At 63.1% G+C, this 15,603-nt stretch carries 14 protein-coding genes; 6 read left to right on the plus strand and 8 right to left on the minus strand.

The features are described 5' to 3' along the window. A partial coding sequence (locus tag ACTJKL_RS18755) for a transposase (protein ID WP_440853088.1) occupies positions 1–296 on the plus strand: 296 nt, incomplete at its 5' end. 500 nt (positions 297–796) lie between these two features. On the opposite strand, the gene dhaL (ACTJKL_RS18760) is transcribed toward ACTJKL_RS18755, so the two are convergent. From dhaL (ACTJKL_RS18760) to ACTJKL_RS18775, 4 genes are all read right to left on the minus strand, one after another. Next, positions 797–1,441, minus strand: a complete 645-nt coding sequence (gene dhaL, locus ACTJKL_RS18760) for a dihydroxyacetone kinase subunit DhaL (RefSeq protein ID WP_440853521.1) — start codon at positions 1,439–1,441, stop codon at positions 797–799. Between the two features lie 61 nt (positions 1,442–1,502). Beyond that, the gene (locus ACTJKL_RS18765) at positions 1,503–3,590 is read right to left on the minus strand and encodes a bifunctional sugar-binding transcriptional regulator/dihydroxyacetone kinase subunit DhaK (RefSeq protein ID WP_440853522.1); all 2,088 of its coding nucleotides are present in this window, start codon (positions 3,588–3,590) and stop codon (positions 1,503–1,505) included. Positions 3,591–3,703: 113 nt separating this feature from the next. After that, positions 3,704–4,345: a dihydroxyacetone kinase subunit DhaL gene (gene dhaL / locus ACTJKL_RS18770; RefSeq protein WP_440853523.1), complete on the minus strand. Its 642-nt coding sequence runs from the start codon at positions 4,343–4,345 to the stop codon at positions 3,704–3,706. A gap of 10 nt (positions 4,346–4,355) precedes the next feature. Next, the gene (locus ACTJKL_RS18775; RefSeq protein WP_440853524.1) at positions 4,356–5,348 is read right to left on the minus strand and encodes a dihydroxyacetone kinase subunit DhaK; all 993 of its coding nucleotides are present in this window, start codon (positions 5,346–5,348) and stop codon (positions 4,356–4,358) included. A gap of 394 nt (positions 5,349–5,742) precedes the next feature. Between ACTJKL_RS18775 and ACTJKL_RS18780 the strand changes: the two genes are divergently transcribed. From ACTJKL_RS18780 to ACTJKL_RS18795, 4 genes are all read left to right on the plus strand, one after another. Next, positions 5,743–6,729 (plus strand): ABC transporter permease, encoded by a 987-nt coding sequence (locus ACTJKL_RS18780; RefSeq protein ID WP_100672461.1) that lies wholly within the window; start codon positions 5,743–5,745, stop codon positions 6,727–6,729. 79 nt (positions 6,730–6,808) lie between these two features. Next, the gene (locus ACTJKL_RS18785; protein ID WP_440853525.1) at positions 6,809–7,810 is read left to right on the plus strand and encodes an autoinducer 2 ABC transporter substrate-binding protein; all 1,002 of its coding nucleotides are present in this window, start codon (positions 6,809–6,811) and stop codon (positions 7,808–7,810) included. A gap of 89 nt (positions 7,811–7,899) precedes the next feature. After that, positions 7,900–9,480 carry a sugar ABC transporter ATP-binding protein gene (locus ACTJKL_RS18790; protein WP_440853526.1) on the plus strand — a complete coding sequence of 527 codons (1,581 nt, stop codon included), beginning with the start codon at positions 7,900–7,902 and terminating at the stop codon, positions 9,478–9,480. Between the two features lies 1 nt (position 9,481). Beyond that, a complete protein-coding gene (locus tag ACTJKL_RS18795) occupies positions 9,482–10,513 on the plus strand; it encodes an ABC transporter permease (RefSeq protein WP_018097946.1) in 1,032 nt (343 codons plus the stop codon). Positions 10,514–10,552: 39 nt separating this feature from the next. On the opposite strand, the gene ACTJKL_RS18800 is transcribed toward ACTJKL_RS18795, so the two are convergent. The 4 genes from ACTJKL_RS18800 to ACTJKL_RS18815 all read right to left on the minus strand — a co-directional run bounded on the left by ACTJKL_RS18800 (position 10,553) and on the right by ACTJKL_RS18815 (position 14,836). After that, positions 10,553–11,770, minus strand: a complete 1,218-nt coding sequence (locus tag ACTJKL_RS18800) for a TIGR03862 family flavoprotein (RefSeq protein ID WP_440853527.1) — start codon at positions 11,768–11,770, stop codon at positions 10,553–10,555. A 171-nt stretch (positions 11,771–11,941) separates the two neighbouring features. Further along, a complete protein-coding gene (locus tag ACTJKL_RS18805; protein ID WP_017271755.1) occupies positions 11,942–12,937 on the minus strand; it encodes a TRAP transporter substrate-binding protein in 996 nt (331 codons plus the stop codon). Between the two features lie 28 nt (positions 12,938–12,965). Beyond that, the gene (locus ACTJKL_RS18810) at positions 12,966–14,231 is read right to left on the minus strand and encodes a TRAP transporter large permease (protein ID WP_100672455.1); all 1,266 of its coding nucleotides are present in this window, start codon (positions 14,229–14,231) and stop codon (positions 12,966–12,968) included. Further along, entirely contained in the window at positions 14,231–14,836 is a 606-nt protein-coding gene (locus tag ACTJKL_RS18815; RefSeq protein WP_275598713.1) for a TRAP transporter small permease, read from the minus strand. Before ACTJKL_RS18815 ends, ACTJKL_RS18810 begins: the two co-directional genes overlap by 1 nt. Before the next feature lie 87 nt (positions 14,837–14,923). Between ACTJKL_RS18815 and ACTJKL_RS18820 the strand changes: the two genes are divergently transcribed. Further along, on the plus strand, positions 14,924–15,583 hold the full coding sequence (locus tag ACTJKL_RS18820; RefSeq protein ID WP_100672453.1) for a GntR family transcriptional regulator: 660 nt from the start codon (positions 14,924–14,926) through the stop codon (positions 15,581–15,583). Positions 15,584–15,603 lie beyond the last annotated feature (20 nt).

Raw genomic sequence — 15,603 nt, forward strand, 5'->3', positions numbered from 1 at the left:
TGGGACTGACGCCCAAGGATCATTCGACCGCTGGCAAGACGAGGCTTGGGGTGATCACCCGTGCCGGCGACGAGATGCTGCGAAGCGTTCTGGTGGTTGGGGCGACCTCTCTTCTTCAACAGGTCAGAGCCGGCCGAAGCCGGCATGCCTCGCAATGGCTCACCGGACTGCTGCAACGCAAAAAGCCTAAGCTTGTTGCCGTGGCGCTCGCCAACAAGATCGCCCGGATCGCCTGGAAGCTGATGGTAAGCGGCCAAACCTATCGGAGGATGGAAGAGCAGCCGCAGGCCGCATAGAGATTGGCCGCCATGGGCGCGCAACACAAAGCCGCCCGTGTCCGGCTGATGCTGTGAACTTGCAAGAGAACAAGCAGATGGTGCGATCAATCGATTCCCAAGACGCTTGACACGCCGCTCATCCCAATGGCCTTCCAAGGCCGTTGCACTGTTTGGCACAGGCGTTGCGGAAACCATCTTGGCCAGTGGCCCTGTGCGGCCACACCGAAAGGCCGAACATATGGAAGCAAGCGATCCGATCAAAAAATCTGCAAAAAACACTTGCAAGGGGGAGCCGTCCACATAAGGGATGAGGTCGGAGGAGAGATTGCAGTCCTCGGAAAAGTTTCCTGCAGCGCCACGCGTCTTATGAGACGCGCAAAGGTCGCTGTAGCACGTTGAGCTGCTGCATGTTTTTGTCCATTGATCGGCTACGATCAAAGGACACCTACAGTGGCGCACGGTCGGTACGCAAGGAATTCACGCGCATCGCCATGCGTGCCGAGAAAACCGAACAGGCCTTAGCTCGTCCGCAGGGTTTGGGCCATGGCGCGGATGATCATGACGGCCGAGGCGGCGCCGGGATCCATGTGTCCGAGCGAGCGCTCTCCGACCCGCGCCGCACGGCCCTTCGTTGCGACCATGGAACGCGTCGCGCTGGCGCCGTTCTCGGCGGCTGCGGTGACATCCGCCCAGAATGCCTCGGCAGACTTGCCGGCTGCGGCCGCCTGAGCCGCCGCGTCGGCGGCGGGAAGCCAGACGTCGAGCATCGTCTTGTCGCCGCGCTGCCCCTTGCCGCGCTCGCCTATGCCGGAGGCAACCGCCTGGATGAGAAGGGAGCAAGCCTCGAGGTTCAGTGTGTCGCGTCCTTCCAGGGCCTGGGCCGCACGTCGGAAGGCGGTGGCGTAAAGCGGTCCCGTCGAAGCTCCGACGGCATTCAGGAAGGCGCTTGCCGCCGCCGTCATGACACCGCTCAGCCCGGCGCTGCCTGCACCCGTTCTCGCAAGTTCGCCGGTCACGGCAGAAAAGCCGATCGCCATGGTGATCCCGTGATCGGCATCGCCGATCGCGCCGTCAAGTTCGGACAGATGGTCCCTCTCCGCCTCGATGGCATCGGAGATCGCCTCGAACATTTCGATCAAGCGGCGCACCGCGCTTTCCGGCATCATTTTCCTCCCGCGGCCTTTGGGTGGATCCGCAACCACCCGCCAGGGCTTTCGCCCAGTTCTAGTTGACCTTCAGAAAGGCCGTTTCGCAAGGGTGATGAAGCAGATCGGACAATTCCTGATCAAGATGGAGAATTGTGATCGAAGCGCCGGCCATGTCCAGCGAGGTGCAATAATGTCCGATCCAGTTTGCTTCGATCAGTATGTCCTTTGCCGCCAGTCGCTGCTGGACCCGCCGGAACAGAATATAGAGCTCCATCAAGGGCGTCGCTCCGAAGGAATTGACGAGCACGGCGACGCGCTCGCCGGGTGCTGTCTTCATCTCCTTGAAGATGCGGTCCATGATGCTGTCGGTAATCTCGTCCGCCGATCGGATGCGTTCGCGCGTCACGCCCGGTTCGCCGTGTATGCCCATGCCGACCTCCATGTCGTCCGGGCCGATCTCGAAATTGTGCCGTCGCGTCTGCGGCATCGAGCCGGGTTCGAGCGCGACGCCCACCGTATAGGTGCGCAGGTTCGCCTTGCGCGTGACGGCTTCGCAGGCTTCCAGCGACAGGCCGCGATCGCAGGCCGCGCCCGCGACCTTGAAGATGAAGAAGTTGCCGGCGACGCCGCGCCGGCCTTCGCGGTCCTCGACCGGCGAGGAGGCGACGTCATCCGTCGTCAGGACAGTCCTTACCTTGATGCCCTTTTCTTCGGCGATTTCAGCCGCCATCTCGAAATTCATCACGTCGCCGGCATAGTTGCCGTAGACGAAGAGCACGCCTTCGCCTCCGGACGCGGCCTCGGCGCATTGCACGATCGGATCGGGCGGCGGCGAGGAAAAGATGTTCCCCACGGCAACCGCATCGGCAAGACCCTTGCCGACATAACCGAGGAAGCACGGCTCGTGCCCCGTGCCCCCGCCGATGACGAGGCCGACTTTTCCGGGCCTGGGGCCGCTGCGCGCGACGAGCGCCCGGTGCGATCCGTTGATCGGCTGCAGATATTTCTGATGCGCCCTGACGACCCCTTCGAGCATCTCTTCGACGACTTCGTTCGGGTTGTTGAGGAATTTCTTGACGTGGGTGCGATAGGAGCTCGGTGTCTGGACAAGCTTCGGCCGGTGCGAAAGCTTGGCGTCGAGTGCCCTGACGCCGTCGGCCCGCAAGATGCCGTGACCGGTCGCCGCGTCGGTGATGAGCACGTTGACATGGCCGCCGCGTAGCGCCGCGAGCAGGGCCGGCACCTTGTCGAAGCCGCCGGCGACAGCAATGCGCGTGCCTATCTTGCGGAGCAGGTCCAGCGAGATGCCGACCGTACGATCGTCGAGCGGGCCGGCGACCGGACGGCCGCGTTCATCGATGAAACGGCCCGCGACGACGCCGACCGCGCCGGCTGCCAGATAGTCCTGCAGCGAGACCGATTCGAAGAAACCGCTGGTATGAATGGTGGAATTCGGCCGAAGCGAGGAGATGCCGAAAAGCACCCGGTTTGCCCTTGCCAGAGTCGCGAACTGCTCCTGAACCAGAGGTTCCTCCAGAAGCATATGCAGGAGTTCCGGCGATTTGACCACGGCCGGCGCGGTGATGTTGACGCAGCGGGCCGAAATTGCCCGTGCGACCGCCGAGGCACAAAGCTCCGGCGTATAGGCAAATGAGGCCGTGGTGCCGCCGGTCGCCTGAACCACCGTCATGTCCTGAAGGGAAGCGATACCGGCGTGCTCGCCAACCGAAAGCACGGTGCGGCCCCAGGCGACGGCGAGCGTATCGCCGGATTTCAGGAGTTTTGGAAGCGCCTGCGCCCCGGCCGCTCCGAGGCGGTCGATCAAAGGACGCGCATTGTCGTCGCTCGGGACCACGAGACAGTCGGTCAGGCCGAAATGCCGCTTCAGTTCCTGGGCGATGGTGAGCGATGCCAGTCGCGCCGGCTCGATCGAAATGTTGACGATGCCTTTTTCGCGGGCGTCGGCGAGATAGCTGTTTACCGTCGCCCGCGACACACCCATGGCCTCGGCGATCTCGCCCTGCGTCATGCCGTCTTCGTAATAAAGCCAGCAGGCCCAGACATAGGGGTCGTCACCGTAGCGCAAGGGGATCGCGTCCGAAGCATCGATCGTACCGCTTCGATTGGCAGCGCCCTTGCGCGGAGAAGGTGTCTTGATCGTCATGCAGTCCTGTACTTCCCCTGTTTTCGGACCGCGAGGATGGAAGCAACGCCGTGCTTTTGCAATGGGGGCTGGGTGCCGCTGCCCCCTTTGCGCGCAATCGCGAAACCGCGGCGTCAGGCGAGCCGGGCGCGAGCCCCGTGCGACAACTCCCTGAGGATGATCGCACAGGAGGTGGCGCCGGCGTCCAAGACGCCGAGAGAGCGTTCGCCGAGACGGCTCGCCCGGCCGATCTTGGCGACGAGATCGCGCGTCGAATCGCGGCCGGCCTCCGCCGCCGATACGAGTGCGTCGAGCGCTTCGGCGAAGGGCTTGCCGTCGGCAGTCGCCGCATCGAAGGCGTCCACCGCGGGCACCAAGGTGTCGAGCAGCGTCTTGTCGCCCACCTTGGCGGAGCCGATCGACTGGATGCCTTCGAGCCCCGCATGAAGCATGCGGCTATAGGCGGCGGCGTCGATTGCATCGGCACCCTCGATCTTTTCGGCGAATTCGGTGAACATCACGCCGTAGAGCGGCCCCATCGATCCGCCGATCTCCGTCATCAGCACGGTGCCGAGCGTATCGAGTGCCTCTGACAGCGAGGCGTCTGTGCCCTTCAGGCGTTCTGCGGCAAGGCCAAAGCCCTTGGCCATGTTCACGCCGTGATCGCCATCGCCGATCTTGCCGTCGATCTCGCTCAGATAGGCGCGGTTTTCGATGATCCGGTCGGCAAGTGTAAGAACGATGTCGCCGGCTTTTGCATTTTCAAACGTCTGCATGTCCATTTCCTCAGAGAACGGCGGTGCAGCGGACCTCGACATCGAGGAGCGCCTTGAGTTCGTCGTCGAGCGCCATGACCGTCAGCGTCGCTCCGACCATTTCGAGCGAGGTGAAGTAGTTGCCGATGAAGGTGCGGTAGATCCTGAGGCCCCGTGCGGTGATCTCGCGCTCGATCGTGTCGTTCAGGATGTAGAGTTCGTTGAGCGGTGTCGCGCCGAGGCCGGAGACGAGCACAGCCACTTCCGTGCCCTCCGGCAGGTCGTGATCGTCCAGCACGATCTTGCACATGTCGACCGCGACCTCTTCGGCGGTCTTCAGCGCTTCGACGCGCACGCCGGGCTCACCGTGATGGCCGATGCCCACTTCCATCGTGCCGGGCTCGATCTGGAAGTTCGGATGCCCGACCGCGGGCAAGGTACAGGGGCCGAGCCCGACCCCGATCGAGCGGCAATTGTCGATCGCCTTCTGGGCAGCCGCACGGACCTCTTCGAGGCTCGCGCCGGCGGCCGCCTTGGCCCCGCCGATCTTCCACATGAAGATTTCTCCGGCGACGCCGCGCCGCTTCTCGCGCTCTTCGGGCGGCGCGGAGCAGACGTCGTCATTGGCGACGACCGTCGCGACTTCGATCCCTGCCTTGGCCGCGAGCTTCACCGCCATCTTCACGTTCATGTTGTCGCCGGCATAATTGCCGTAGAGGCAGACGACGCCCTTGCCGCCGTTCGCTTCACGCATCGCGTCGTGAAAGCTCTTGGCCGTCGGTGAGGAAAAGAGTTCGCCGACTGCAACCGCGTCCAGCATGTTGCGGCCGGTGTAGCCGATGAAGGCAGGCTCGTGGCCGGAGCCGCCGCCGGTCACGACACCCACCTTGCCGGCAACCGGCGCGCCCCTGGCGACGATGACGCGCGGATTTTCTCCGAGGCGAGCGATGTCGGCATGCGCCTTGACGAAACCCTTGACGGTATCCTCGACGACTTCGTCCGGATTGTTGATGAAACGCTGCATGGCAGTCCTCTTTTGTCCGTCGCTGGCGACACGGCTCAGCGCAACACTACGTTGAATCTAACATCGTCTGCCGGAGCAGACCGCGGTCTGCCGGCGCGGTTCGCGTGCCAGGCCGGCTGGCAAATCTTGATCGAGAGCTCCTCCCTGGTAACCAGCCGGATCATGCCGCACTGTGAATTTCCTACATAATTCAAACATGGCTCGACAAATGTCAACATTCACGTTAGATTGCCGGAAATTCGAGAGGGATGGAAGTCGTTATTTCCAAAATTTCCATTGTTTCTCAAGGACTTGTTCGTCATCCCCTGCGGTCGCCCTCGGCGTTCGGCTGGGGGCGGCGGGAAGTCGACGGGGTGTGAAGCGCCCTTGAAATGCGGGGCGTGGGAGAGGCTGAATGAAAAGCATGTTTGCCGACCGGCAATTCAACTTTCTTGTGGCGACCAACGCTCTTGTGGTCGCGCTCGCTGCGGTGTTCGCCGGAGACACCTTTCTCAGCCTCTACAATTTCCAGTCGATGTCCGCTCAGGTACCGGAGCTTGCGCTGCTGGCTCTCGGCGTGATGCTCGCGATGATTGCCGGAGGCGGCGGCATCGATCTGTCCGGCATCGCGCTCGCCAATCTTGCCGGGGTAGGTTCCTACCTGCTGGTGCGCGATTGGGTTTCGGCCGATGAAGCGCCACTCGCTTTTTCGTGGCTGTTCGCGGTGGTGGCGCTGATCATCGGTCTCGCCGGCGGCCTGCTGAACGGTGCCTTGATCGCCTTCGCCGGGCTTACGCCGATCATCGCCACGCTTGGCACGCAGCTATTTTTCACAGGTCTCGCCGTTGCTTTCACCAACGGCTCCGCGATCACCCTCGGCTACATCGAGCCCCTCGACAATTTCGGCAATACCCCGGTACTCGGTGTGCCGATGTGCTTCACGCTCTTCGTCGCCATAGCGGTCCTGATCGGTGTCGTGCTCCGCTTCACGCCTTTCGGTTTCAAGCTCTACCTGATGGGCAGCAATGCCAAGGCCGCCCGTTACGCCGGCATTCCGCAGCGCCGGATGCTTCTTCTGACCTATACCGTCTGCGGAGTGCTTGCTTCCATCGCTGGGATCATCATCGCCGCCCGCACCTCAAGCGTGAAGTGGGACTATGGCAGCTCCTACGTCCTCATCGCCATTCTGATCGTCGTGATGGCGGGTGTACGGCCTGACGGCGGGTATGGACGCACGGTCTGCGTCGTCCTCTCCGCGACGGCGCTTCAGATGCTGTCTAGCCTGTTCAATTTCCTCGATATCTCGAATTTCTTCCGCGACTGCGCCTGGGGACTGCTTCTGATCGTGTTCCTGGCAACGTCGCGCGTCGATCTCCGCGCATATCTTTCGCCGCGACGCTGATCCCGAGGTCCCCAAACGGCGCAATGCCCCCCGCCGTCGATTTCTGGTCGGGCAAACAACAAGTGATGAGGAGACACTCATGTCTGTCTACAAGAAGATTGCCGCCTGCACGGTCGCTTTGGGTGCGCTTTGCGCTGCCCAGCTTGCGGTCGCGCAGGACGCCCCCTCCGTCGTTACCGTCGTCAAGGTGACCGGTGAGAATTGGTTCACGCGCATGGAGGAAGGTGTCGTTGCCTATGGCAAGGACAATCCAGCTGTGTCGACGAGTCAGATCGGACCGGCCAAGGCCGACGCGGCCCAACAGCTTCGCCTCATCGAAGACCTCGTCGCGAAGAACGTCAGCGCAATCGCCGTCGTGCCGATGGACCCTTCCGCTCTCGAAGGCGTCTTCAAGCGGGCGATGAACCGCGGCATCAAGATCATCACGCACGAAGCCGACAGCCTGAAGAACACGCAGGTCGATATCGAGGCCTTCGATAACAAGGTCTTCGGCGCGCGCTTCAACGAGAAGCTGGCTGAATGCATGGGCAAGTCCGGCAAGTGGACGTCGTTCGTCGGGTCGCTCGGCAGCCTCACGCACGTGCAGTGGGCCGACGGCGGTGCGGAGAACGCCAAGAAATATCCGGACATGGAACTCGTTTCGGAGAAGAACGAATCCTTCAACGACGCCAACAAGGCTTACGAGAAGGCGCGCGAGATCCTGCGCAAGTATCCTGACATCAAGGGCTTCCAGGGTGGTTCGGCCATTGACGTGATCGGGATCGGCCGCGCGGTCGAGGAAGCCGGCCTCGTCGGCAAGGTTTGCGTCGTCGGCCTCGGTCTGCCGAAGGACACGGCCAAGTATCTCGAATCGGGTGCCGTCCAGAGCATCTCCTTCTGGGACCCGAAGGATGCCGGCTACGTCATGAACAAGGTCGCCCAGCTCGTGATCGAGGGCAAGGAAATCACGGACGGCATGGATCTCGGGGTGCCGGGTTACAACAAAGTGTCGGTGAAGAAGGGCCCCGGCGACGGCATGATCGTTGTCGGCGAAGCCTGGGTCGACGTCGATAAGTCCAACTACAGCCAGTATCCGTTCTGATTGCGCATCGAAGGGATACGCGGCTGCAGCCGCATCCGCCGGCAGGGATGGCCCTGCCGGCGAACTGACCGCAACTCCGGACCATGCCAATGCAGTCGACTATCATTGCCGAGAAGAAGATGCCCTCCGCAGAGTCGCGGAGCGATACGACGCCTTTTCTGGAAGTTCGCGACCTGGAGAAGCGCTTTGGCGGCGTTCGCGCCCTGAAGGGGGTGAGCTTCACGATCGAGCGCGGACGTACCTACCATCTCATGGGCGAGAACGGATGCGGCAAGAGCACGCTCATCAAGATCATCTCCGGCGCCCAGCCGGCAGATGGCGGTGAGCTTGCGATCAACGGTAAAAAGGTCGAGGGCCTGACGCCGATCGGCGCCCTGGGAGCCGGCATCGAGACGGTTTATCAGGACCTGTCGCTTCTTCCCAATCTGAGCGTCGAGGAGAATGTCGCGCTGACGCAGCAGCTGGTTGCCTCCAACGGCAGCCTCGCGCGGCGTCTCGACCTCAAGGGTCTGCGGGAGACGGCCGTCCGTGCATTGAAGGACGTCGGTCTGCCGACGGAGCCCGCCTTCCTGGCGACACCCGTCGAAGAACTCCCCATCGCAACGCGCCAGCTCATTGCCATTGCCCGCGCGATCGCTTCCGATGCCGGCCTGGTCATCATGGATGAGCCGACGACCGCTTTGACGCGGCGCGAAGTGGACAACCTCATTCGCGTCGTGCACGGCCTGCACGCCAAGGGCGTGTCTGTCCTTTTCGTCACGCACAAGCTCGACGAATGCAAGGCGATCGGCGGGCAGGCGATCATCATGCGGGACGGCCTGAAGGTTGCCGAATGCGACGTCGCCACTCAGTCGAAGACCGAACTCGGCTTCTGGATGACGGGCAAGAAACTCGACGACACGCGTTATCGCGTCGATTCGCATGGTGACGAGACGCTGCTCTCGGTGGAGCGGCTCGGGGCCGCCGGCTTCGACGATGTCAGCTTCACCGTCTCCAAGGGCGAGATATTCGGGATTACGGGACTTCTCGATTCCGGGCGAAACGAGCTTGCGCTTTCGCTGGCCGGCGTGGAACCGGCGCGGCGGGGCTCGGTACAGCTCGCAGGCAGACGGGCCGATCTGTCGTCGCCCGCCTCTGCGATCGAGGCCGGCATCGGCTATGTTCCGGAGGACCGCCTGTCTGAAGGGCTTTTCCTTGGGAAATCCATCCGCGAGAATATCGTCATGGCGGTCCTCGATCGACTGCGGGGCGCTTTCGGCCTGCTCGACAGCCGCCGGGCGAAGGCTCTGGCACAGAAAACGGTCGACGATCTGCAGGTTGCGACTCCGGATATCGACAACCCCGTCATGTCCCTTTCAGGCGGCAACCAGCAGAGGGTTCTGATCGGCCGCTGGCTGACGATCGAGCCGAGCCTGCTCATCCTGCATGGCCCAACCGTCGGCGTCGACGTCGGATCGAAGGACACGATATTCCGCATCATTCAGCGCCTTGCAGGAGACGGCATGAGCGTCGTCATCATCAGCGATGATCTGCCCGAGCTTCTGCAGAACTGCGACCGCGTGATGGTTATGCGCAAAGGCCGGGTCGCCGATATCTTTCCGGCCGAAGGGCTTGAGGAAGACGCAATCTACAAGTCGATGATGGCCGAAGACGGCCAGGGAGTTCAATAACATGGCCGATGTCGCAGCGACCCCCGTCAGCGGGACCGAGGGAGTGCCCGCCGCAGTCCGGACCATGCGCTGGTTTATCCGCCACCCTCCGGCCGTTACCTTCCTCCTCGTCGTGATCGTCTGCATTGTCGTGGGCACGATCAATCCGGACTTCTGGCAGGTTTCCAACCTGTTCGACATGGCACGCTCCACCGTCGTGCGCGGCCTCTTCGCGCTTGGCGTTCTCGTCGTGCTGGCATCCGGCGGGCTCGACGTCTCGTTCACGGCCATTGCTGCGCTGGTGATGTACGTCATCACCATGCTGGTCACGAATTATGCGCCGGATCTGTCCATCTGGCCGATCCTTGGCATCGCAGCCGCCGGCGGCGCGATCCTCGGCATCTGCAACGGCTTGCTGGTCCACGCATTGAAGGCGCCCTCACTGATCGTGACGATCGGCACGCAATATGCGATCCGCGGGTTTCTGCTGACCTTCATCGGAACGGCACTGTTCATGAACATCCCCGAATCCATGGACGCTTTCGGAAAGCTCGCGCTTTTACGGCACGAGGGGGCGAATGGTGCAGTCTCGACTTTGCCCGCCTATTTCCTCGTACTGGTCGTCGCTGCACTCGCCACCTGGTATATCCTCAAGCGGACCCTTATAGGCCGGGCTATCTATGCGGTTGGCGGAAACGCCAGCATCGCTTCCCGTCTCGGATACAACCTGCGCACTGTCCACGTGTTCGTCTTTGCCTATGCCGGTCTGCTCGCCGGGATCGCGGGTATCATGCACGTGTCGAGCAATCGTCTCGCCAACCCTTTCGATCTGGCGGGGTCGGAGCTGGACGTCATTGCCGCGGTCGTCCTTGGTGGCGCGCGCATCACCGGAGGCTCGGGTACGGTGCTCGGAACACTTCTCGGGGTACTGCTGATCACGCTCGTCAACAATGTGCTGATCCTCGTCGGCATCCCGAGCACGTTTCAACTTGCAATCATCGGGCTCTTCATTGTCGCCGCCGGTGCCATGTTCTCCATCAGACCGAAAAGCTGAGCGCTGACGGATGTGAAAGACGTGCTGCGATCCGCAGTGTTACTGAAGGCCATCGGCGAGCCATGCTTCGACGCCGCGGGCCGCAGCACGGCCCATGGCGAGGCACGCTGTGAGGAGATAGCCGCCGGTCGGCGCCTCCCAGTCGAGCATTTCTCCGGCGGCGAAGAGGCCGGGGAGCGCCTTCAGCATGTAGCGGTCATCGATGGCGTTCAGGCGGATCCCGCCGGCCGATGAGATCGCTTCGGCGATCGGCCGTGTTGCGAGCACCGGAACGGGCAAGGCCTTGATCACGGCAGCGAGTTGCTCCGGCGCGGCTCGTGCCGCCTCCGTCGAGAGTTCGCGCAGCAATGCCGCCTTGACAACGTCGAGCCCCGCGCCCTTGCGCAGGCGGTTGGAGAAGCTCGCCTTGCGGTCTTGTCGCGCGAGATCCCGCGCTAGCCTCTCGGCCGTGCGGCCGGGTGTGAGGTCAAGGAGGAGCGCCGCCTTGCCGTCCCGGTCCAGCCGGTCGCGCAGGCTTGCCGCATGGGCGTAGACGAGGCTGCCTTCGATGCCGTGGCGGCTCACCACGAATTCGCCCGGGATCGTCCCCCCATCGGATGTTGCGGTAACGCCTTTCAGTGGTTGGCCGGCAAAACGCTCGCGGAAAACCTGCGTCCAGGCGACATCGAAACCGCAATTGGCAGGGCGGAAATCGCTGATCGGCACGCCTCTCGCCCGCAGCAACGGCACCCAGGCGGCGTCGGAGCCGAGCCGTGGCCAGCTTGCGCCGCCAAGCGCCAGGAGAGCCGCGTCGCAACGAACGACCGTCGTCCCTTCCGGCGTATCGAATATGTAGCCCTTCTCTGTGAAACCCGACCAGCGATGGCGGGTGAGAAGCCGGACGCCCTGGGCCTCCAGCCGGCGGAGCCAGCTGCGCAACAGCGGCGAGGCCTTCATAGCCTTCGGAAACACGCGGCCGGAAGAGCCGACGAAGGTCTCCGCGTCAAGTCCGGCTGCCCAGGCGCGTACGTCCTGCGGGGTAAAGGCATCAAGGGCCGGCCGCAGGCTTGCCGAAGCATCGCCGAAGCGCGCTGCGAAGTCCCGGTACGCTTCGGAATGGGTTATGTTCAGGCCGGATTTTCCCGCGAGCAGGAATTTGCGCGCCGCGGTCGGCATAGCCTCGTAGACGGTCACCGCATGGCCCGAGCGGGACAAGACTTCCGCGGCCATCAGACCGGCGGGACCGCCGCCGATAATTGCGATTTCTTTTCTTTCCATCTGTGGACCACCCAGGATCTCCTCAGGCTCTCTTGGCCTGCGGCGGGCCAGGGCGCAAGCAGATTGAGGCGATTTGCGTGCACGCGGGGTAGCGGGATGGGGAAAAGGGTACGCGGTTTTTGCGAACCGGATGGGGAAGGCGGCGCGGGCCGCTTTCCCCATCCGAGAGCCTCAGAGCGTTGCGCCGACTTTCCGAAGTTCGGCGAGAACCGGTGCCTTCGGCAGCCAGATCTTGTCGTATTCGGCGATGATCCGTCCGGCATCGGCGACGGTGACATCCTTGATCGGAATGCCTGCGCCGGCGAATTTTTCGAGGAGGGCCGGCTCGTTGGCGACGGTAGCGTCGATCTGCTCGTCGAGCGCTGCCTTGGTGAGGCGGGCGATGATCTCCCGGTCGGCCTCGGGAAGGGTCTGCCAGACGCGACCGGAGGCCAGCGCCACGCAGGGCATGAAGATCGCGTTCATCTTCAGCATGGTCTTGGACACCTTGTCGAAGCGCTGGTTCCAGGAGAAGTCGAGGTCCGCCTCCAGACCGTCCACCTGGCCGTTCGACATTGCGTCGAAAACGGCCGGTGTCGGGATCGGCGTCGGCGCTGCGCCGAGCAGCTGGTAGAAATCGCGGTAGGCGGGCGTCGTATTGATGCGCAGCTTCATGCCGTTGATGTCGTCGAGCCCGGCGATCTCCTTAGCCGAGAAGACGACGCGCATGGTGGTGATGCCCCAGGCAAGGCCGACCGTTCCGGTCTCGGCCGGAAGGACGTCGAGGAGCTTCATGGCGACCGGCTCGCGCACGAGCTTGGCGACCTTGGCAGTCGAATCGACGACCCAGGGCGCGTTGATCGCGGCAACGGCGGGAATGCGCGAGCCGAGTTCGGCGGTCATGATCCAGCCGAGATCGAGCGCGCCGCTTTGCATCTGCTGCAGCATCGCGGCCTCGTTGCCGAGCTGGCCGGCCGGAAAGACCGAGATCGACAGGCGACCGTTCGTCTCTGCCTTGAGGGCTTCGCCCACCTTGAGTGCGGCATTGTTCCAGGGATGTCCCGGCGGCGTGACGATGCCGAGGCGCAAGGTGCGCGTTTCCTGCGCGCGCACGAGCGACGGCGTGGCGAGCGAGAGGGCTGCGCCGGCGGCAACACCGCCAAGGAAGGTTCTGCGGGAAAATGTCATGGAAGATCCTCTGGCTGGTTCGTTGTGGTTATCGGGCGAAGAAGGTCGAGAGCGAGGGAATGAGCGACAAGAGCACGAGCATGAGACAGGAGACGAAGAAGAAGGGCAGCGTCACCAGGAACATCTTGCCGGGCTTTGCGCCGGTCACCGCGGCGGCCACGAAGAAGCAGAGCCCGACCGGCGGCGAGAGGAAGCCGAGCACGAGGTTGACGACCACGACGACGCCGAAATGGATCGGGTCGATGCCGTAGACCTCGGTCGCGATCGGCAGGAGGATGGGCACGGTCATGATGAGTCCGGGGGCGCCGTCGATCACCGTGCCGATGACGAGCAGGATGACGTTGACGAGCAACATGAAGGTGACCGGATCCGAGGCGACGGTCTGGACCCAGCCGGCGACCTGCTGCGGCACCATGCCGTAGACAAGTACCCAGGAGAAGACCGCGGCGGCCGCGACGAGGAAGAGGACCACGGCCGAATAGATCCCGGCGCGCAGCATCATTCGAGGAAGATCGGAGAATTTGAGCTCGCCGATCCAGAAGCGGCCGACGAGCACCGCTGCAACGGCGCCGACGGCTGCGGCCTCCGTCGCGTTGGCGAGGCCGGAGAGGATCGAGCCGACGATGACGAAGGGGATGAGAAGCGTAGGCAGCGCATCCAGGACGATACGGATGCGCTCCTTGAGCTTCATGCGCTCGCCGCGCGGATAGTTGTAGACGAAACCCATCGCCGCGATGACGAGGCAGAAGGCTACAGTCAGCAGAATTCCGGGCACAATTCCTGCGGCCAGCATATCGCTTACCGGAACCTGCGCGAGCACGCTGTAGACGACGAACATGATCGACGGGGGGATAATGGGACCGAGCATGCCCGAATAGGCGGTGAGCCCGGCGGCGAAGGTCTTGTCATAGCCCTTCTTCTCCATCTCCGGCACCATCATCTGCGCCATGACGGCAACCTGCGCCGTGGCCGATCCGAGTATCGAGGCGACGAACATGTTGGCGAGCAGGTTGACATAGGCAAGCCCACCGCGCATCGCGCCGACGAAAGCCATCGTCATGTCGATGATGCGCCGGGTGATGCCGCCGCCGTTCATGATCTCGCCGATCAGCACGAAGAGCGGAATGGAGATCAGCCCGTAATTGTCGACGCCGCCGAAGAGCTGCGTCGGAAAGCTCTGGAAGAGCAGGGGATTTCCGGAGGCGAAGATATAGACGATGCTGCCGAGGCAGAGGCAGACGCCGATCGGAACGCCGACGAGCATGAAGAGGAGGAAGGCGGCGGTGGTGACCATCAGTTCACTCCCTCGGCGCTCGAAAGTTCGCGCCGCTCACGCTGAGGCGACAGACCCAGGTCTTCGACGAGATTGGCGGCGCAATGGACGGTCATGGTCACGGCGAAGAGCGGAATGACGAGGCTGATCGCCCAGATCGGCCAATTCAGCGTCTGGCTGCGCTCGGTATAGAGAAAGTTGAAGCTCTCGGCCGCGAAGGCCTTAGCGTCGAAGCCGGCGCGGATGATGCCGACGGGGTCCATCCACATCCAGCAGAATGTCGCAAGCGCAAGGGCGAACAGGAGGACGAGCAGTGTCGAGGCAGCGCGCATCCAGCGCGCCGCCGCGGGCGGCAGGTAATCCGTCAGCAGCGTCACGGCGAAATCAAGTCTGAGACGCGTCAGCGCCGAGCCTCCGAGGAAGGCGAGCCAGACCATGGCGTATACGGCCGATTCATCGACCCAATAGAGCGGATGTCCGCTGTAGCGGGTGACGACGTTCAGGAGGATGAGCGCGAGAAGCACGCACATCAATCCGGCAACAGCGCGCTTTTCGAAGGCGAGCATGGCTTCGGAGAGAGAGACGATGGCGCGCGCATAAAGCGGCGGCGCGACTGACTGGTTCATGACTGTTCCCTGGTTTCCGTATAAAGTAGATTTTATACATTCTTCGAGTCAATATCATTTTTGGCGGTATTCCTGTAGCGAGCGTCCATGGTGTCACATCTCAAACATCGCACCCTCTCCGGGGCATTAATCGAGGAAATCCGGCAGGCGATTCTCTCCGGGCGCTATCCGGCCGGCAGTCAGCTGCGCCAGGATGCGTTGGCCGAAACCTACGGCGTCAGCCGCATTCCGGTGCGCGAGGTCCTGTTTCAGCTCGAAGCCGAAGGGCTGGTCAGGATCGTCCCGCAGAAGGGGGCGATCGTCTCCGAACTGTCGCTCGCCGAGATAAACGACGTTTTCGAGCTGCGGGCGCTTCTGGAACCGCGGCTCTTCCGCAAAGCGGCGCCGCTTCTCGATGGCGACGATTTCGCACGGGTGGAGGAGGTTCAAAACCGATTCCTCAGGGCGACGGCCGCAGGAGAAATCGACTCCTATGGCCAGCTCAATGCCGAACTGCACCTGGCCCTCTACCGGCGCGCCGAGATGCCCCGGACACAGCAGATCGTCGCGTCCCTGCTGCAGACGAGCGACCGCTACACGCGCGTCCAGCTCTCAAGCGTCGCAGCGATGACCCGAGCGATGGAAGAGCATGCCGAGCTGATCCGCCTCTGCCGCGCGGGCGCTTTCGAGGAGGCGGCCGGCTTCCTGGTCTTCCACCTCAAGGCCGTGCATGAGGACCTGCTGTTCCGGTTGAAGGGACGCGAGTAGAGCCCCGCCAGAGAAGGGTG

Origin of the sequence: Sinorhizobium sp. 22678, from assembly GCF_052044265.1 — a bacterium.
GTDB lineage: Bacteria > Pseudomonadota > Alphaproteobacteria > Rhizobiales > Rhizobiaceae > Sinorhizobium > Sinorhizobium meliloti_A.